The sequence below is a fragment of the Streptomyces sp. NBC_00525 genome, from assembly GCF_036346595.1.
Classification (GTDB): domain Bacteria; phylum Actinomycetota; class Actinomycetes; order Streptomycetales; family Streptomycetaceae; genus Streptomyces.
Map to the genome: position 1 here is coordinate 166,541 of NZ_CP107835.1, position 17,299 is coordinate 183,839.

Annotated in this window: 16 protein-coding genes; 13 read left to right on the forward strand and 3 right to left on the reverse strand. The window is 73.8% G+C overall.

Features of this window, described 5'->3' with window-relative positions:
• Positions 1–388: 388 nt before the first annotated feature.
• Positions 389–1,216 (forward strand): AfsR/SARP family transcriptional regulator, encoded by an 828-nt coding sequence (locus OG710_RS30610; RefSeq protein WP_330242523.1) that lies wholly within the window; start codon positions 389–391, stop codon positions 1,214–1,216.
• A gap of 172 nt (positions 1,217–1,388) precedes the next feature.
• On the opposite strand, the gene OG710_RS30615 is transcribed toward OG710_RS30610, so the two are convergent.
• Positions 1,389–2,318 carry a BTAD domain-containing putative transcriptional regulator gene (locus tag OG710_RS30615; protein ID WP_330242524.1) on the reverse strand — a complete coding sequence of 310 codons (930 nt, stop codon included), beginning with the start codon at positions 2,316–2,318 and terminating at the stop codon, positions 1,389–1,391.
• Positions 2,319–2,983: 665 nt separating this feature from the next.
• On the opposite strand from OG710_RS30615, the gene OG710_RS30620 reads away from it, so the two are divergent.
• From OG710_RS30620 to OG710_RS30635, 4 genes are all read left to right on the forward strand, one after another.
• A complete protein-coding gene (locus OG710_RS30620) occupies positions 2,984–3,805 on the forward strand; it encodes an AfsR/SARP family transcriptional regulator (RefSeq protein WP_330242525.1) in 822 nt (273 codons plus the stop codon).
• A 122-nt stretch (positions 3,806–3,927) separates the two neighbouring features.
• Positions 3,928–4,746, forward strand: coding sequence for a thioesterase II family protein (locus tag OG710_RS30625; protein ID WP_330242526.1), 819 nt, complete (start codon positions 3,928–3,930; stop codon positions 4,744–4,746).
• Positions 4,743–6,017, forward strand: coding sequence for a beta-ketoacyl-[acyl-carrier-protein] synthase family protein (locus OG710_RS30630; protein ID WP_330242527.1), 1,275 nt, complete (start codon positions 4,743–4,745; stop codon positions 6,015–6,017). Before OG710_RS30625 ends, OG710_RS30630 begins: the two co-directional genes overlap by 4 nt.
• A complete protein-coding gene (locus tag OG710_RS30635) occupies positions 6,014–7,285 on the forward strand; it encodes a ketosynthase chain-length factor (protein ID WP_330242528.1) in 1,272 nt (423 codons plus the stop codon). Before OG710_RS30630 ends, OG710_RS30635 begins: the two co-directional genes overlap by 4 nt.
• Positions 7,286–7,295: 10 nt before the next feature.
• Here the strand turns inward: OG710_RS30635 and OG710_RS30640 are convergent, their stop codons facing one another.
• Positions 7,296–7,616, reverse strand: coding sequence for a DUF6059 family protein (locus OG710_RS30640; RefSeq protein ID WP_330242529.1), 321 nt, complete (start codon positions 7,614–7,616; stop codon positions 7,296–7,298).
• A 641-nt stretch (positions 7,617–8,257) separates the two neighbouring features.
• On the opposite strand from OG710_RS30640, the gene OG710_RS30645 reads away from it, so the two are divergent.
• From OG710_RS30645 to OG710_RS30670, 6 genes are all read left to right on the forward strand, one after another.
• Positions 8,258–9,208: an aromatase/cyclase gene (locus OG710_RS30645; protein WP_330242530.1), complete on the forward strand. Its 951-nt coding sequence runs from the start codon at positions 8,258–8,260 to the stop codon at positions 9,206–9,208.
• Positions 9,205–10,998: an acyl-CoA dehydrogenase gene (locus tag OG710_RS30650; RefSeq protein WP_330242531.1), complete on the forward strand. Its 1,794-nt coding sequence runs from the start codon at positions 9,205–9,207 to the stop codon at positions 10,996–10,998. The genes OG710_RS30645 and OG710_RS30650 overlap by 4 nt, the downstream gene beginning before the upstream one ends.
• A gap of 52 nt (positions 10,999–11,050) precedes the next feature.
• The gene (locus tag OG710_RS30655; RefSeq protein ID WP_330242532.1) at positions 11,051–11,860 is read left to right on the forward strand and encodes a 4'-phosphopantetheinyl transferase family protein; all 810 of its coding nucleotides are present in this window, start codon (positions 11,051–11,053) and stop codon (positions 11,858–11,860) included.
• Between the two features lie 154 nt (positions 11,861–12,014).
• Entirely contained in the window at positions 12,015–13,553 is a 1,539-nt protein-coding gene (locus OG710_RS30660) for a condensation domain-containing protein (RefSeq protein ID WP_330242637.1), read from the forward strand.
• Positions 13,554–13,590: 37 nt separating this feature from the next.
• Positions 13,591–13,731 carry a hypothetical protein gene (locus tag OG710_RS30665; RefSeq protein WP_330242533.1) on the forward strand — a complete coding sequence of 47 codons (141 nt, stop codon included), beginning with the start codon at positions 13,591–13,593 and terminating at the stop codon, positions 13,729–13,731.
• A 17-nt stretch (positions 13,732–13,748) separates the two neighbouring features.
• Positions 13,749–14,165 carry a pyridoxamine 5'-phosphate oxidase family protein gene (locus tag OG710_RS30670; RefSeq protein ID WP_330242534.1) on the forward strand — a complete coding sequence of 139 codons (417 nt, stop codon included), beginning with the start codon at positions 13,749–13,751 and terminating at the stop codon, positions 14,163–14,165.
• Between the two features lie 98 nt (positions 14,166–14,263).
• On the opposite strand, the gene OG710_RS30675 is transcribed toward OG710_RS30670, so the two are convergent.
• The gene (locus OG710_RS30675) at positions 14,264–14,779 is read right to left on the reverse strand and encodes a nuclear transport factor 2 family protein (RefSeq protein WP_330242535.1); all 516 of its coding nucleotides are present in this window, start codon (positions 14,777–14,779) and stop codon (positions 14,264–14,266) included.
• Between the two features lie 188 nt (positions 14,780–14,967).
• Here OG710_RS30675 and OG710_RS30680 point away from each other — a divergent pair, with 188 nt between their 5' ends.
• Complete coding sequence (locus OG710_RS30680; RefSeq protein ID WP_330242536.1) at positions 14,968–16,440, forward strand: FAD-dependent monooxygenase; 1,473 nt, start codon at positions 14,968–14,970, stop codon at positions 16,438–16,440.
• 47 nt (positions 16,441–16,487) lie between these two features.
• Entirely contained in the window at positions 16,488–17,186 is a 699-nt protein-coding gene (locus tag OG710_RS30685) for an antibiotic biosynthesis monooxygenase family protein (protein WP_330242537.1), read from the forward strand.
• Positions 17,187–17,299 lie beyond the last annotated feature (113 nt).

Sequence of the window (17,299 nt, forward strand, 5' to 3'; positions counted from 1 at the left end):
CACTGAAGAGACCATCTGGTTTGTTTTAGTGGCGCGCCTCCATGAGATGGCGACGCGCCGCCTGCCACCCTGGGCTCCCTGGCATCGGATTCGGCCACGTCGTAGTGGCCGGCTTTCGCTGCGCAGGGCTGCTCCAGGGTGGCAATTGTGCGTTTTGAACTGCTGGGATGCCGGACTCCGGGCGGTTGAGGGGGAGTGGAGCGCGGGCTGAGTGTGGCCGGAGATCGATGTCGGGGGCTTGTCTTGAACCCTATGGGATTGACAAACCGACTGTGCTGTTTTTTTATCGAGTAGCCAGGACGCGCCATCGCGATCCGGCCCCGGCAGAACGGGCAACGCGGGAACGCGCAGGCCGGGCACCCGCCTGCAGCGACCTTTGGGGGAGTACGTGGACATCAACCTGCTCGGAGCGCTGTCCGTCACCGAGAACGGGATCTCGGTCACGCCGACCGCGCCGAAACCGCGCCAGGTGCTGGCCCTGCTCGCGCTCCACGCCGACCAGGTGGTCCCGGTGGCCACGCTGATCGAGGAGCTGTGGGGCGAGAACCCGCCGCGCAGCGCCCGTACGACGCTCCAGACGTACGTGCTCCAGCTGCGTGAGCTGATCGGCGCGGCGCTCGCACACGGCGAGAGCGAACGCTGTACCGCCAAGGACGTCCTGAGCACCCTGCCCGGCGGCTACCGGCTGGAGACCAGGGGAGGGGCCGTCGACTACCGGGAGTTCGAGCACCGGGCCGGCGCCGGCTACCGGGCGATGGACGGCGAGGACCACGAGGGCGCCTCACGCCGGCTGGCGGACGCCCTGTCGCTGTGGACCGGGCCCGTGCTCACCGACGTCCAGGCCGGCAGCCAGATCCAGATGGAGGTCCGGCGCCTGGACGAGGCCCGGCTGTGCGCGCTCGACCAGCGCATCGAGGCCGACCTCCGGCTGGGCCGCCACCGCGAACTGCTCTCCGAACTCACCGTCCTGGTCAACCGGCACCGGATGCACGAGAGCCTGCACGGCCAGTTCATGCTGGCGCTGCACCGCTCCGGGCGCCGCGGCGAGGCGCTCAACGTCTACCAGCGGCTGCGCACGGTCCTCGTCTCGGAGCTGGGCCTGGAGCCGTCGGCCGCGCTGAGCCGGCTCCAGCGCTTCATCCTCACGGCGCGTCCCGAGCCCGTTCCGGTGGCCGCCGCCACCGGAACGGCCAAGGGACGGCTCGTGGTGCGGTGACGAGGTGAGGGGCGGGCGGAGCCGTACACGGAACCGCGCCCGCCCGGTGCGCGGGCCCTTGGCCGGATCGCTGAACGCGGATCGGGTCGAGGGCCCGCGCGTCGTCGCGGCGCGCGGCGGTCCGGGCACAGGCCGGAGCCTTCCGGCCCGTCGACCGACGCGGCGCGACCGGTCAGGAGGTGGGCGCGTGCGTCGCGGTGAGCGCCTCCAGGCGGTCCGTCAGCTCCCGCTGTTCACGCGTCAGGCGCTCGATGTGACGGCGCAGATCGGCGAGTTCCGTACGCAGCAGGCGCACGCTCGCACCCTCGTCGTCCCCGGAGGGGCGGGCCGGTACGGGGTCCGGGTCGTGGCGGATCGCCTCCATGCGGCCGCGCAGCAGCGGGCCGGGCTCCACGCCCAGATCGCGGACGAGCCGGCGGTGCGCGCGGTTGTACACCCACAGGGCCTCCGCCTGGCGGCCGCACCGGTACAGCGCGGTCATCAGCAGCTCATGGAAGCGCTCGCGCAACGGGTGAGCGGTGGTCAGCTCCTCCAGCTCGCCCGTGATCTCGCCGGCCCGCCCCGCGCCCAGGCACGCCGTGTACAGCGATTCGAGCGCGACGAGCCGGCTCTCCTCCAGCAGCGAGGCCTCGACGGAACAGATCGTGCCCCGGCCGCTGCCCTCCAGGGCGGGGCCGCGCCACAGCGCCAGGGCCCGGCGCAGCACATCGGCCGAGCGGCCGGGGTCGGTGGGCGCGAGACCGCGTCCCTCGGCGGCCAGGCGGTGGAAGTTCCGGGCGTCGGTGCCGGCGTGCCCGAGCCGCAGGACGTATCCGGGCGCGCGGGTCACCAGCCATGCGTGGGGCGCCCCCTCGGAGGCGGCCGGCGGCGGGTCGGGCAGCAGCCGGCGCAGTCGCGCGACATGGGCCTGGAGGGCGTTGGCGGCGTTGACGGGCGGGTGTTCGCCCCACAATTCGTCGACGAGCCGGTCCGCGGATACGGCCTGGCCGGCCTTGACGACGAGCGCGCCGAGCAGGGCGCGCTGTTTGGCGCCGGACGGCACGATCGGAACGCCGGTCCGCTCGTCGAAGACCTGGACCGGACCCAGTATTCGAAACTCCATCTCATCCTCGCAGGGGGAGGCCCGAGGGCTCTGCGGCCGGAGATCCGTTCCCGGTATTCCATCCGAAAAGGACGCGGCCCCTTCCTCTCCTATCGGAGCGTAGGGGTTCCGGTCGCACGGCGTTCGGTGTGCGACCGGGCCACCGGGAACTCTGAAGGGTTTCTCGAGGATTTCTCAGGCCGGGTTCCCAAACGGCCGACCGTCAGATCGGGGAAGCCCGCCTGGACCCCTTGCCGGTACCAGAGGCCCAGTATGCCGAGCAGGATTTTCGCGTCGGGAAGCCCCGGCAGCTCAGGTGTTCCAGGGGCGGTGCCCAGGCCGGCCGGGGCGGGCAGTCTGCGCGGGAGCGGGTCGGCGCCGTGCGCCGTCGTGTCGGTCGCCATGGCCGGAAAGCTAACAGCGCGTACCGCGTCCGAAAAGATGTGGGAGGAACGGATCTTTGTTCGCCCGTTGATTGCCGGCGGCGTATCAGCGGCATATCTCGGAAGTCATTGGAGATACGCCAGAGCCGTACTCGATCGCCGGAGGGGGGTGGGTGCCGAAGGGTATGGTGCACCTGGCCTCTGGTCCATCGAAAAGCCAGAAACGGCCGGATTAAGGCAGTATCGAAAGGTTCACAACCGGCCGGAAAGCTATGGCGGCCTGGCAAGGCTGGGAGGGGAATCATGAAGATTAAAGTCCTGGGTCCGTTGGATGCCGAGGTCAATGGGATATCCATCGTCCCGACCGCCGGCAAACCCCGCCAGATTCTGGCGCTGCTCGCCCTCTACCCGGGCCGGGTCATGCCCGTGCCCACCCTGATGGAGGAGATCTGGGGCGCCGATCTGCCGCAGAGCGCGCTCACCACGCTCCAGACGTACATCCTCCAGTTGCGCCGTCGGCTGGGCACCGCCATGGGCCCGGACGTCCCCGGCTCCGCCAAGGACGTGCTGGCCACCCGTTACGGCGGCTATCTGCTCCAGATCCCGGCCGACTCCGTCGACGTGCACACCTACGAGTCCCTGGTGGCCGAGGGCCGGCAGGCGTTCGAGAGCGGCGAGGACGCACGCGCCTCCAAGTGTCTCGGCGACGCCCTCGACCTGTGGGAGGGCCCCGCGCTGGTCGACGTACGCGTGGGCCCGATCCTCGACATCGAGGTCATGCGGCTGGAGGAGAGCCGGCTGGTGACGCGTGAGCGCAGGATCGACGCCGACCTGCGGCTGGGCCGGCACGTCGAACTGATTGCCGAACTCACCGATCTGATCGCCCGCCACCCCCAGCACGAGGGACTGCACTCGCAGGCGATGGTCGCGCTCTACCGCTCCGGCCGGCAGGCCTCCGCGCTCGACGTCTACCGCCGGATGCGTCAGCGGCTGATCGACGAACTCGGTGTCGAGCCCTCGCCGCAGCTCCAGCGGCTGCACCTGGCGATGCTCGCGGTCGACCCGCGCCTGGACGTGGTCGCCGGGCCGCGCCACTCCTCGACCTTCGACCTGTACGCGGCCTGAGCCGGCGGGCCGGTGCCGGTGCGGGTCGAGTTCCGCTCCAGCGGCGGTCGCGAGACTCGGGGCGCGGCCGGTGCGCCGCCCGGCGAGCACGCCGGAGCAGCTTTCCCGGAGGAGGATGACGGATGGCTTCGCTGACGGCGGTCGACGAGGTGGTGGAGCAGCGGGTACGGCTTCACTGTCTCGCCCACGCGGGCGCGGGCGTGGCCAGCTACCAGCGCTGGTCCCTCGCGGCCGGTCCCGCGGTGGATGTGGCGGCCCTGCTGCTTCCGGGCCGGGACGGCCGCAGACGGGAGCCCCGCGTCACCGACCGCGCCGGACTCCTGGCCGACCTCCTCGGCCCGCTGCTCGACGCGGCGCGCTCCGGCCCGTACGCGCTGTACGGGCACAGTCTGGGGGCGCTGGTGGCCTACACCCTGACCCGGGCGCTGGCCCAGGAGGGCGCGCCCCCGCCCCTGTTCCTCGCGGTCGGCGCCTGCCTGCCGCCGCACGCCACGGCCGCGCTGATCGGCGCGGCCGAAGCTCCCGACGAGCAGCTGCTGCCGCTCCTCGGAGCCCTCGGCTCGCTGCCGAAGGGGCCCGCCGCCCGCCCCGGCGGCCTGTGGCACCGCTCCGTGCTGCCCGTCCTGCGCGACGACCTGCGGTTGGCCAAGGCCCTGCGGCAGGCGGCCCTGGACCCTGTCACCGGAGGACCCGTGAACGTACCCCTGCTCGTCTTCGCCGGCAGCGACGACCCGCTCGCCGTCCCGACCGCGCTCCAGGAATGGCGGCGGTGGACCACCGGCCCCATCACCGTGCGCACCCTGATCGGCGACCACTTCTTCGCCGGGAACACCGCGCTGCCCGCGATGATCGGGGACGCCTGCCGGGAGCGCGCCGCGCTGACGAAGGGCACCCCGCAAGCCGGACCGGCCGCGGACCGCACCACCGGCGGTGAGCGGTGAGGCGGATCGTCATCACCGGCGTGGGCGTGGTCGCCCCCGGCGCGATCGGTACCGGCGCCTTCTGGTCGCTGCTCACATCGGGACGCACCGCGACGCGCGGTGTCACCCTCTTCGACGCCTCCCGGCACCGTTCACGGGTGGCCGCCGAGGTCGACTTCGACCCCATCGCCCACGGCTTCTCCCTCGCCGACACCGAACGCCTCGACAGGGCCGCCCAGTTCGCGCTGGTCAGCGCCCGCGAGGCGGTGCGGGACAGCGGCCTGGCCGACGTCCTGGCGGCCGGGAACCCGCTGCGCACCGGTGTGAGCCTGGGCAGCGCGGCCGGCTGCACCACCGGACTGGTCACGCAGTACGCCCTGCTCAGCGACTTCGGCGGGTCCTGGACCGTCGACCACTCCAAGGCGGCCGAGCACCTGCACGACTACTTCATGGTCGGCTCCCTCGCCGCAGAGGTGGCGCGCGACAGCGGGGCGCAGGGCCCGGTCGGCGTGGTCTCCAGCGGCTGCACCTCGGGCCTGGACGCCATCGGGCACGCCGCCGAGCTGATCCGCGAGGGCAGCGCCGACATGATGATCGCGGGCGGCGCGGAGGCGCCGATCTCCCCGATCGCGATGGCCTGCTTCGACCGCATCAGGCTCACCAGCCCGCGCAACGAGGAACCGGGGACCGCGTCGCGGCCGTTCGACCGCACCCGCGACGGGTTCGTCCTCGGCGAGGGCGCGGCCGTGGTGATCCTGGAGGAACTCCAGCACGCCCGGCGGCGCGGGGCCCACGTGTACGCGGAGCTGTCCGGCTTCGCCTCGTACAGCAGCGCCCACCACATGACGGGACTGCGGCCGGGCGGGGAGGAGATGGCCGACGCCATCCGGGCCGCGCTCGACACCGCCCGGCTCAACCCGGTGGACGTGGACTACGTCAACGCGCACGGCGCCGGCACCCGGCACAACGACCGGCACGAGACCCACGCCTTCAAGGTGGGCCTCGGCGAACACGCCTGGCGGGTCCCGGTCAGCTCCATCAAGTCGATGATCGGGCACGCGCTGGGCGCGGCGGGGGCCCTGGACGTCGCGGCCAGCGTGCTCGCCATCCGGCACAGCACGGTGCCGCCGACGGCGAACCTGTACGAACCCGACCCGACCTGCGATCTGGACTACACCCCGCTGTTCGCGCGCGAGCAGCGCACCAGCACCGTACTGAGCGTCGCGAGCGGCTTCGGCGGGTTCCACGCGGCGACGGTCCTGACCCGGCCCCGGCTGCGGGAGGCGGCATGAGAAGCGGTGAGGGGATCGCCGGACTGGAGTGGCCCGGCGAGGAGAGCGAGCGCCCGCCCGCCGACGCGGTGGTCACCGGCATCGGAGTGCTCGCCCCCAACGGGCTCGGCGCCGAGTCCTGGTGGCGGGCGCTGCTGGCGGGGAAGAACGGCATCCGCCCGATCAGCCGCTTCGACGCCTCCGGCTACCCGGTGCGGATCGCGGGCGAGATCGACGGGTTCGTCGACGAGGACCACATCTCCAGCCGTCTGCTGCCCTCCACCGACCGGGTCACGCGCCTGGGGCTGGTGGCGGCGAAGGAGGCGTTGGAGGACTCCGGGGCCGAGCCGGCCGGCCTGCCCCGGTACGGCGCGGGCGTCGTCACCGCCAGCACCGCGGGCGGCACCGAGTTCGGGCAGCGCGGGCTGGAGGCGCTGTGGGGCAAGGGCGCCGCGTACGTCAGCGCCTACCAGTCCTTCGCCTGGTTCCACGCCGCCGGTACGGCCCAGATCTCCATCCGGCACACCCTGCGCGGCCCCGGTACCGCGGTCGTCAGCGAGCAGGCCGGCGGCATCGACGCCGTGGCCCGGGCCCGCCGGGAGATCCGTAAGGGCGTGGGCCTGATGGTCGCCGGCGGGGTCGACTCGGCCCTGTGCCCGTGGGGCTGGGCCGCCCACCTCGCGGACGGCCGGATGACCACGGCCGCCGACCCGGACCGCGCCTACCTGCCCTTCGACGAGGCGGCCGGCGGTCATGTGGTGGGCGAGGGCGGGGCGCTGCTGGTCCTGGAGGACGCGGCCGCGGCCGCGGCGCGCGGGGCGCACGTGTACGGCGTGGTGGCGGGCTGCGCGGCCACCTTCGACGGCGGCGACGACCTGCCGCGGCTGCGCGACGCGGCGGAACTCGCGCTGGCCGACGCGGGGGTGGCGCCGCACGAGGTGGACGTGGTCTTCGCGGACGCGGCCGGCGAACGGGACGCCGACCGGGCCGAGGCTGCGGCGCTGACGTCGCTGTTCGGCCCGTACGGGGTGCCGGTGACGGCCCCCAAGTCGATGACCGGGCGGCTGGGCGCGGGCGGTTCCTCGCTCGACATGGCGGCCGCGCTGTTCGCGCTGCGCGACCGGGTCGTACCGCCCACGACCGGGACCGTACGGCCCGCCGCGGACTACGGGATCGACCTGGTGACCGGGGCGGCGCGGGAACTGCCCGGCCTGCGGACGGCGCTGGTGCTCGCCCGCGGCCGGGGCGGGTTCAACTCCGCCGCCGTGGTGCGGGCCGCCGGAGCCTGACCCGCTCGTCTCAGAGGGGGCCGCCGGCATACGGCGAGTGGCCCAGCTGGCGCCGCAGCCGTTCCTCGTACCCGGTCAGCGGCAGGTCGGGGCGCAGCCGCTCGGGGTGGCCGGGCGGCGGGCCGTCGTGGACCGGGTCGCGGTCCGGACAGCCCCGCAGTGTGCTTTCGCCGGTGTGCATGAGTCCGAGGGCGACAAATCCGTCCCACAGGACACGGACGAAGCCGAATGGGTTCAGGGCACTCGCCTCCAGGGGCTGGCCGCCGGATCGGCGGCGGGGGAGTGGCGCACCGGGGCACGGCACGGTCGGGTGCGGGCGCCGGAACGTCACGGGTCACGGCCGGCGGACCGCCGGAGCGGTGCCGCGACGAGCCGTGTAGGGGCCACCGTCCGCCCGATCTCTCAAGGAACCCTCAAGGTCGGGTGGAGCGTCACTGTGGGGCCGGTGGCTCGCGGCTGGAGCCGTGCGGTGGGGGGCGTGGCAGGAGAGCCGGAGAGGGGAGCCGTGCCGGAATGGGGGCGGGCACACGTGCCGCCCACCAGGACGGGGGTGACCGGGTGGGCGGCGGGACGAGTGTCGGGGCCCCGGCTGGAGCCGTGCTCAAGCCGGCGGACGGCCCGGCCGGTGCCCGCGCCCGCTCCCGGAGGCCGCCGCGCGCGGATCGTGCCTGCCCGGGGGAGTGCGGCCCCCGCCCGGCCCCCGGACGGCGGAAGGGGTGCTCCGGTCCCGCTCCGGCGCGGCTCCAGCAGGTCCCAGGCCGGCCACGAGCCGTTCCGGACAGGGTCGTTGACACGGCCGCCGGTCGAGGCGGATTCCGGTGGCATCCGCCGCCGGCCTCGACGTGGCGCGGTCGTGCGCGCCGGTGCGGGACACCGGCACAGGCGGCGCCGCGCCGGAGTCCGGACGGCACGCCGCCGACCCGCACGCGGCGGCCCGAGCCGGCCGGAGTGCCGAAGGGAAGGGTGTGGAAGATGTCGGATGCGCGAGTGCACCGCACGGTCCACCAGGTGATCGCGGCGGCCCCGGCCGGTGTGCTGTACGGGCTGATCGCGGACGCCACGAGATGGCCACTGTTCTTTCCGCCCTGCGTCCACGTCGAGCAACTCGACTTCCAGGGGACGCGGGAGCGGCTGCGCATGTGGGCCACGTCGGGTGACGTCGTCACGTCCTGGATCTCCAACCGCCGCCTGGACGTACAGCGGCTGCGCGTGGAGTTCACCATGGACCAGCCCACCGCCCCCACGCGTTCCGCGAGCGGGGTCTGGACCGTGGAACCGCTCGGCGACCGCTCCCGGGTGACGCTGGAGCACTCCTTCACGGCCAGTGGCGACGACCCCGCCGACGCGGCCTGGGCCGATGAGGTCACGGCGGCCAACAGCAGCGTCCAGCTCGGGCTCGCCCGGGTCGCCGAGCGCTGGACCCGGCTGGACGACCTGGTGTGGTCCTTCGAGGACACCCTCCACGTCAACGCCCCCGCCGAGCTGATCTTCGACTTCCTGTACCGGGCCGACGACTGGCCCGCCGAACTGCCCCACGTCGCCCGGCTGGACCTGGTCGAGGACGAACCGGGCGTGCAGGTGATGTCCATGGGCAGCCTGTCCATCGACGGCAGCGCGCACAGCACCGAGTCCGTCCGCATCTGCTTCCCCGGCGCCCAGCGCATCGTCTACAAGCAGATCCGTACCTCGCCGCTGTTCGCCGCGCACGCGGGCGAGTGGTCCATCGAGCCCGACGAGACGGGTGTGAACCTGATCGCCCGCCACCACGTGCTGCTCGACGAGGACAACATCGAGCGGGTGCTCGGCGAGGGCACCGACGCCGTCGCCGCCGGCCACCACGCACGCGAAGCGCTCGGCCAGGCGGGACTGTCCGTCCTGCGGTACGCCACGCGGTACGCCCTCGGTTCGGTCCGCGTCCTGTGAACGCGCCCCGGACCGCCCCGACCCCCGTGCGGGACATCCACGCCCCCGCACGGGACAGCCTCCCCGATGCCGCCGGCACCCCGGACGCACCGCCCCCGTGGACCACCGAACCGCTGCGCGCCGCCCGCCTGGAGGCCGCGCTCGGCGACCCGTCCGACCCCGCGAACCCGCACGGGCACCTCGCGCTGCTGCGCGCCGACGAGGCCCGTGAGGTGCCCGAGGCCACCGAGGCGCTGCTCACCGAGGCCGGCGTGGCCGCCGAGTTCGTCCCCCACGACCTCGGCGGCCGGCTTACCTCCCTGGAGGAACTCGCCCGCGTCCTGCGCCCGCTGTTCCGCCGCGACCTGGCCCTCGGCTACGGCTTCGGCATCACGTCCCTGTTCGCCGCCTCCTCGGTGTGGACCGGGGGCGACGAGCAGCAGCGGCGCTCGCTGGCCGGCGTACTGCTCGGCGGCGGCCGCGTCACGATCGTGCACCGCGAGGTCGCGCACGCCAACGCCATCCTCCGCAACGAGATGGACGCCGAACGGCGCCCCGGCGGCTGGCTGGTCGGCGGCCGCAAGGACGTCGTCATCAACGCCCACCGCGCCGACGCGTTCGTGATGTACGCCCGCACCTCGCGGGAGGCGGGCCCCCGCAGCCACTCCGTCCTCATGCTCGGCCCCGGCGCGCCGGCCGCCGGCGAGGTGCGCCGGCTCGGCCGGGTGGAGACGCCCGGAATGCGCGGAGCGCACTTCTCCGGCCTCGAACTCGACGGCGTCGCCCTGCCCGACGGCGCCCTGGTCGGCGCCGTCGGCGACGGGGTGTCCCTGGCCCTGCGCAGCTTCCAGATCAGCCACTGCCTGATCCCGGCCACCGTGCTCGCGGGCGTCGACGGCGTACTGCGCTCGGCGGTGCGCGCGGCCACCGAGAACCGGCCGGACGGCCGGCCCTCGCGCCGCCGCCGGAAGGCGCTCGCCGGGGTCTTCGCCGACCTGCTGGCCTGCGACGCCATGGCGGTCACCGGACTGCGGGCGATGAGCCTGATGCCCGAGGAGTCGTACCTGCTGGGCGCGGCGGTCAAGTACACGATGCCGGACCTGCTGCGCGAGGACCTGGAGGAACTGGCCACGGTGCTCGGCGGCCGCGGCTACGACCGGGGGCCGGTCTACGGCGGCTTCCAGAAGCTCGTACGCGACCTGCCGGTCGCCGGGCTCGGACACGCGGGCACCGCCGTCTGCCAGGCGGTCATCGTGCCCCAGCTGCCGGCCCTGGCCCGTACGGCCTGGTTCCGCACCCCGGAACCGCCCGCCGAACTGTTCCGGCCGGGCGCGCCGCTGCCCGCCTTCGACCACCGGCGGCTGGCCCACTCCGGCACCGACGACCTGCTCACCGCCACCCTCGTCGGGGTGGCCGGACGGCTGGCGGACCGCAGCGGCGGCGAACCGGCGGTGGCCGCGCTGGCCGAACTGGCGCGGGCCTTCGTCGCCGAACTGCGGGTCCTGCTCACCCGGTGCGCCGCGCTCGGCCGGGACTTCGGGCCGCAGGCCTGCGCGCTGGCCGACCGCTACGCGCTGGTGCTCTCGGCCGCCGCCGTGCTGGGGGTCTGGGAGGCGGGGGAACAGGCCGGCGACCCGTTCCTCGGCCGGCCGGCGTGGGCGGTCCTCGCCCTCAGCCGCATCGGCCGCCGCCTGGGCGTACCGGTGGCGGACCCGCCCGGCGGCGTCGTCGAGGCGGTGCTGGACGAGGCGCTCGACCGCTGCCGGCAGGGGCGGAGCCTCGATGTGTACGGCACGCGGCTCGCGGGCTGACGGAACGCCGGACAGGGCCCGGGCGACCGGCACGACATCGCAGGAGGCGACGATGAACAAGGTGACGTGTGCCGAACCGGTCCATGTGCCACGGCCGGACGGGCCCTGGCACGGAGTACGGGAGAACCTGGCCGCGCACGGCAACGCGGTGGTCTACACGACGTGGAGCGAATGGCTGCCGACCGTCCTGACCAGCCCCCGGCTGCCCGAACTGCTCGGCGCGGACTGGGACCGCTACCGCCGTACCCCCGACCCCACCGTCCGCTACCGCTTCGCCGCCGCCCGGCTGCTCATCAAGTGCACGGCCGGGGCGGCCCTGGGGATCGAGCCGGAACAACTCGACCTGGCCTACCGGCTCGGCGGCCGCCCCTATCTGCGCGGCTTCGACCAGATCGAACTCAGCCTGTCGCACACCGGCGAGCTGATGGCCGTGGGGCTGAGCCGCACCGGCCGCATCGGCGTGGACGCGGAGCCGACCGGACGCGCGGTCCGGCTGGACCTGCTGGAGGCGCAGATCCTGACCGCCGTCGAGTCGGCGGAGATCGCGGAGCTGCCGGAGGAGCAGCGCGTGCCGCACGCCCTGCGGCTGTGGACCCTCAAGGAGGCGTACACCAAGGCACTGGGACAGGGACTGCGGCTGGGCTTCAAGGAGTTCGGCATCGGACGGGGGCTGAAGCTGCACGCCCCGGACGGCAGCGCCGCCACCCGCGGCGAGTGGGGCTTCGCCACGCACGAGGTCATGGGCCGCTATCTGGTGAGCACCGCCTGCCACGACGCGGGACTGTGCACCGCCGACGACACGTCCGTCGGCACCATGCTCGACCGGGGCTTCCTGTCGGCGATGAGCATGGACACGGAGTGATCCGGTAGGACTCCACCGGTTCTGCGGTACTTCCCCGGCCACGTCAGCGGGCCGTCAGCGCCCCGGCAGCGGGTTGCGCCACGGTGGTCCGGGAGGTCCGCGCCCTGTGCGGCCGGGCCGCAGGGGACGAGTGCCGGAGGAGGCGAACGTGGCGATGCCGAGTCGCCCGCGCGCGGAGCAGGGACAGGGCGGCCGCGCCGCGGAGCCGCCGTCCCTGCCGGTGACCCGGCAGCAGCGCGACCTGTTCCTCGACCCCCACGGACAGCAGGGAACCGGGCGGTACGTCGAACAGATCTCCTGGCACTGGCGGGGCCCCCTGGACGTCGGACGGTTCACGGCCGCCTGGCAGTCGGTCACCGACCGCGAGACGGTGTTGCGGGCCGCCTTCGCCGGAGACCCCGAACCGCACCTGGTGCTGCACGAACGGGCCGAGGCGGAGGTGGTCCGTCATCCCGCCGGCAGCGTCGGCTGGGACGAACTCGTGGAACGCGACCGGCTGCGCGGCTTCGACCTGCGCGACGCCGGCCCGCTGCGCGTCACCCTGCTCGACGAGCCCGCGGCGCCGCCGGCGCCCGAGGCGCGGCCGGACGACGACGGCGGCGGCACGGCGCCGGACGCCTCCGGGGCCGTCACCCGCGTCCTGCTCACCTTCCACCACGGGCTGCTCGACGCCTGGAGCGTGTTCGTCCTCATCGACGAGTTCTACCGCGCCTACCTCGCGGGCGGGGCGCTGCCCGGCGGCGAGCGGCGCCCCGACCTGCGGGACTGGTCCCGGTGGCTCGGCAGCCAGGACCAGGGGCCCGCCCGGGAGTTCTGGACCCGTGCCGTGCCCTCCGGCGCACCGGCCGTCCTGCCCGCCGCTCCCGGACCCGACACCGGCGAGTCCGGCTCCGGGCGCGCCGAGGGGCGGCTGACCGCCGCCGAGGCCGACCGGCTGCACCGCTGGGCCGCCGCCCGTTCCCTGCCCGATTCGAGCGCGCTGCAGGCGGTCTGGGCGCTGCTGCTGCACCGCGCCGCAGGGGCGGCCGGGCCCGCGCAGGTCGGCTTCGGCGTGACCGTCTCGGGGCGCGGCATCACCCTGGACGCCGTCGAGCGGCTGCCGGGGCCGCTGCGCTCCTGCCTGCCGATGTCCGTCCAGGTCGACCCCGCGCACCGGCTGCTCCAGCTGCTCACCGGGCTGCGCGACCGCGCCCTGGACATGGCGGCGTACGAGTGGGTGTCGGCCGGGCAGATCCACGAGTGGACCGGCCGCGCGGCCACCGGCGGCGGCCGGCTGCTGGAGAGCGTCGTGGCGGTGGAGAGCCGGCCGCGCCGGCGGGCCGGGGTACGCGGCGAACTGGCCGTGGGCGGCGTACGGGTGGACCAGCCGAGGGCGAGCGGCGCGCACACCGCCTTCCCGGTCGCCCTGTTCGCGCACCGCGAGCCGAACGGCGCGCTGACCCTGAGCGCGCTGCACGACCGGGCCCGGATCTCGGCCGGCGACGCGGGCCGCCTGGTCGGGCACTGCGTACGGCTGCTCAACGAGCTGCCCCGCACCGACGAGCGGACCACGGTCGCCGAGGTGCTCGCCACGCTCACCGGACATCCGCTGCCGCGCATCGCCACCCCGCCGCGGCGCCGGGCGGACCGGCCGCATCCGCCGTACTCGATCGACGGGCGAGCGGCCGTCGAGCCGATTGCAAGCCGTTCTTGACACCGTTGGGCGACACCACACGCTGAAGGAGTTGCCCATGTCAGACGAGGAGTTCCGCGAGATCGATATGGCCGTGTTCGGGATGGTGCCCGTGGGCACGGCCCCACCGCTGCGGCTGGCCGGTGCCGACTCCGACGACGACACCGAGTTCTTCACCATCGTCCGAGGCATCGACTAGCCGGGGAGGGACGCACCATGCCGACGTCGAAGCGGAAGAGCCGGCCCGAGGTGTCCGCCTCGGTCGAGGCGTTCCTCGGTGACCGCCGGTACGTGGCCACGCTCACCACCGTCCGGCCGGACGGGACGCTCCACACGGCGCCCGTGCGGTTCACCTGGGACGCGGAGAGCGGCCTCGCCCGGGTCATGACGGTGGTCTCCTCGCGCAAGGCCAGGAACCTGCTCGCCACCTCGGGCGGCCGGGTGACGCTGTGCCAGGTGCAGGGCTTCACCTGGGTCACCCTCGAAGGCACCGGCACCGTCGTCACGGAGCCGGACCGGGTGGCCGAGGGGGCCCGGCGGTATGCCGAACGCTACTGGTCGGGGCCGCCGGACCCGCCCGGCCGGGTGGTCATCGAGATCGAGGTGGACCGGGTACTCAGCCTCAACACGTGAGGAAGGCAAGCCGGAAAGGCGGGTGCGCGGCGGCGCCGGGAGATCTTCCCGGCGCCGCCGCGCACCCGCCTTTCCGGCCGGACGGCGGCCGGGCCCGCTCAGGCGCCCTTCGGGGGCGGGGTCCCGTCCGCCCAGAGCAGCCGGAACGACAGCCGGGTCAGCCGCCAGCCCTGCGGGGTGCGCCGGGCCTCGCCGTCGACGAACGTGCCGGTGGCGAACAGCGGCGGCAACTCGCCCTGCGAGCGCGCGTGCTGCGGCTGGTGGACGTGCGTGCACAGCACGTTGGCCCGCAGCGTAGCCCGGTCGCCGTCCAGGACGACCAGGGCCGGCGAGCCCAGGTGCTGGGTGGCGGCGAAGGCCGACAGGGAGGCGCGGTGGAACTCCGCCATGCCCTCGGCGCCCTCGTGCCGGCTCATCGGGGGGAAGGCGACGACGGCGTCCGGCGCGAACAGCCGCGCCGCCCAGTCGTCGTCGAGCTTCTCGTCGTCGAGCGAGAGCAGATAGTGGTCCAGCAGGGCCGCCACGAGGGCACGGGACTCGGCCGGGGTCTCCGCGGCCGGGGCGGCGAGGACGGGTGGGTCGGCGAGGTCGGCGGGAATCTGAGTGGAGGTCATGCCCGAGCATGCGCCCGCACGCACCCGCGCGGGCAACCCCGTACCGCCGGGACCCGGGGAGTTCTGACGAAGATCTGACGTGGCCGGCCTTTCTCTGACATTCCTTTTCAAAGGCATGTACAGATCGCTATTTACGCTCCGGCTGAACCCTCGCGATACTTGGGCCTACACCAGTGGGAAGAGGGCAGATGAGCACCTTTGATACGGACGTCGTTGTCGTGGGGGCCGGCCCCACCGGACTCATGCTCGCGGGCGAATTGAGGCTCAATGGAGTCTCCGTCATTGTGCTCGACAAGCTTACGGAACCCATTCAGGAATCCCGTGCTCTCGGTTTTTCGGCACGTACGATCGAGGAATTCGCGCAGCGCGGTCTGATTTCCCGCTTCGGTGAGGTCGGCGTCATACCCGTCGGCCACTTCGGTGGTGTCCCGCTCGACTACCGGGTGCTGGAGGGCGGCTCCTACGGCGCACGCGGCATCCCGCAGGCCCGCACCGAGGGCGTCCTCGGCGGCTGGGCCCGCGAACTCGGGGCCGAGATCCGCCGCGGCGTCGAGGTCGTCGGCCTCGACCAGGACGACGACGGCGTCACCGTGACCGCCACCACCGCCGACGGCGACCTGAGCCTGCGCGCCCGGCACGTGGTCGGCGCCGACGGCGCCCGCAGCATCGTGCGCAAGCTCACCGGCATCGGGTTCCCCGGCACCGAGCCCGCCATCGAACTCCGCTTCGCCGACGTCGCCGGCATCCAGCTGCGCCCCCGCTTCAGCGGCGAGCGCGTCCCCGGCGGCATGGTCATGGTCATCCCGATGGGGCCGGACCGCGCGCGGGTCATCTACTTCGACAACACCCGGCCGCTGCGCACCGCCGAGGGCCCCCTCACCTTCGACGAGGTCGTCGAGACCTGGCAGCGCCTGACCGGCGAGGACCTCTCCGGCGCCACCCCGCTGTGGGTCAGCTCCACCACCGACAACTCCCGCCAGGCCGCCGAGTACCGGCGCGGCCGGGTCTTCCTCGCCGGCGACGCCGCGCACATCCACCTGCCCATCGGGGCGCAGGGCATGAGCGCGGGCATCCAGGACGCGGTGAACCTCGGCTGGAAGCTGGCCCTGGACGTCAAGGGGCAGGCGCCCGAAGGACTGCTCGACACCTACCACGCCGAGCGGCACCCGGTCGGCGCCCGCATCCTGGCCAACACCCTCGCCCAGCGCATCCTCTACCTCGGCGGCGACGACATCGCCCCGATGCGAGAGGTCTTCACCGAGCTGGTCGAACACCACGAGTCGGTCCGCCGGCACCTGGCCGGCATGGTCACCGGCCTCGACATCCGCCACGAGACGGTTCCGGGCGACCACCCGCTGCTCGGCCGGCGGCTGCCCGACCGCGAACTGGCCGCGGACGGCGAGAAGACCACCGCCTTCGCGCTGCTGGCCGCCGGACGGGCCGTGCTCCTGGACCTCAGCGACGGCCCCGCGCTGCGCGAGGCGGCGGCCGGCTGGACGGACCGCGTCGACGTGCTCGCCATCGACTTCCCCGACTGCGCCGCGCCGGTCGACGCCATCCTCGTCCGGCCCGACGGCTACGTGGCCTGGGTGGCGCCCCTCGGCGCCGGACCCGCAGGCCTCAGCGACTCCCTCTCCCACTGGTTCGGTCCCGCACAGTAGGCGCGTTCCGCCCGGTTTCGTCCCATCTCCGAAGGAAGCGAAGAAGAATGCCTTTCATCTCTGTCGAGGACAATCACCTGACCGTCCTCAACCTCTTCACGACCGACAAGCCCGAGAACCAGGACCGACTGATCGAGGAGATGACGAAGATCGTCGACGCGGCCGCGTACGAGGGCTGGATGTCCTCCACGGTCCACGCGGGCGTCGATCTGCCGGGCACCGCGAACTTCATCCAGTGGCGCAGCGGCGAGGACCTGGAGAAGCGGTACTCGGGCGAGGAGTTCAAGCACCGCACCCTGCCGGTCTTCTCCGAGATCACCACCTCGATCCGGCTCCTGCAGAACGAGGTCGTCTACGTCCTGACCTCCGAGGCGCTCGGCGGCAAGGTCGAGATCGGCCCGCACCGCGACGACTACACCTGCATCTCCGTCTTCACCGTCCGCCCCGACGGACAGGACGAGGCCGTCGACGCCCTCGGCGCCGGCCAGGAGTACTTCAAGGACCTGCCGGGCTTCCGTTCGCACGTCGTCCTCAAGGGCCTGCGGGCCCGCGGCCTGGACGGCACCTTCGTCGTCTCCTACTCGCAGTGGGACAGCAAGGAGGCTTTCGAGGCCTACCGCGACCAGCCCGCCGAGGAGCAGCCCGAGGCCCGCAAGGCCGCCGTGGCCCGCATCCGCGCCGTGGTCGAGGGCACCCCGACCACCAACACCTACCAGGTGGTCCGCACCCGCGCCGCCGGCGAGTGACCGGCGCGCCGGCGACGGCGCGACCGGTCCGCAGACGTACGGGACGTCCGGCTCCCCCCTCCGGGAGGCGGGCGTCCCGTACGTGTGTCCGGGGGCGCGCGCACCCGCCCGTC

Bases quoted from the DNA above. Each gene is read 5' to 3' on its own strand.
- OG710_RS30660 (WP_330242637.1), top strand. From the start codon at position 12,015: ATGCCGAGTCGCCCGCGCGCGGAGCAGGGACAGGGCGGCCGCGCCGCG.
- OG710_RS30635 (WP_330242528.1), top strand. From the start codon at position 6,014: ATGAGAAGCGGTGAGGGGATCGCCGGACTGGAGTGGCCCGGCGAGGAG.
- OG710_RS30625 (WP_330242526.1), top strand. From the start codon at position 3,928: ATGGCTTCGCTGACGGCGGTCGACGAGGTGGTGGAGCAGCGGGTACGG.
- OG710_RS30670 (WP_330242534.1), top strand. From the start codon at position 13,749: ATGCCGACGTCGAAGCGGAAGAGCCGGCCCGAGGTGTCCGCCTCGGTC.
- OG710_RS30685 (WP_330242537.1), top strand. From the start codon at position 16,488: ATGCCTTTCATCTCTGTCGAGGACAATCACCTGACCGTCCTCAACCTC.
- OG710_RS30675 (WP_330242535.1), bottom strand. From the start codon at position 14,779: ATGACCTCCACTCAGATTCCCGCCGACCTCGCCGACCCACCCGTCCTC.
- OG710_RS30655 (WP_330242532.1), top strand. From the start codon at position 11,051: ATGAACAAGGTGACGTGTGCCGAACCGGTCCATGTGCCACGGCCGGAC.
- OG710_RS30620 (WP_330242525.1), top strand. From the start codon at position 2,984: ATGAAGATTAAAGTCCTGGGTCCGTTGGATGCCGAGGTCAATGGGATA.
- OG710_RS30645 (WP_330242530.1), top strand. From the start codon at position 8,258: ATGTCGGATGCGCGAGTGCACCGCACGGTCCACCAGGTGATCGCGGCG.
- OG710_RS30615 (WP_330242524.1), bottom strand. From the start codon at position 2,318: ATGGAGTTTCGAATACTGGGTCCGGTCCAGGTCTTCGACGAGCGGACC.
- OG710_RS30665 (WP_330242533.1), top strand. From the start codon at position 13,591: ATGTCAGACGAGGAGTTCCGCGAGATCGATATGGCCGTGTTCGGGATG.
- OG710_RS30680 (WP_330242536.1), top strand. From the start codon at position 14,968: ATGAGCACCTTTGATACGGACGTCGTTGTCGTGGGGGCCGGCCCCACC.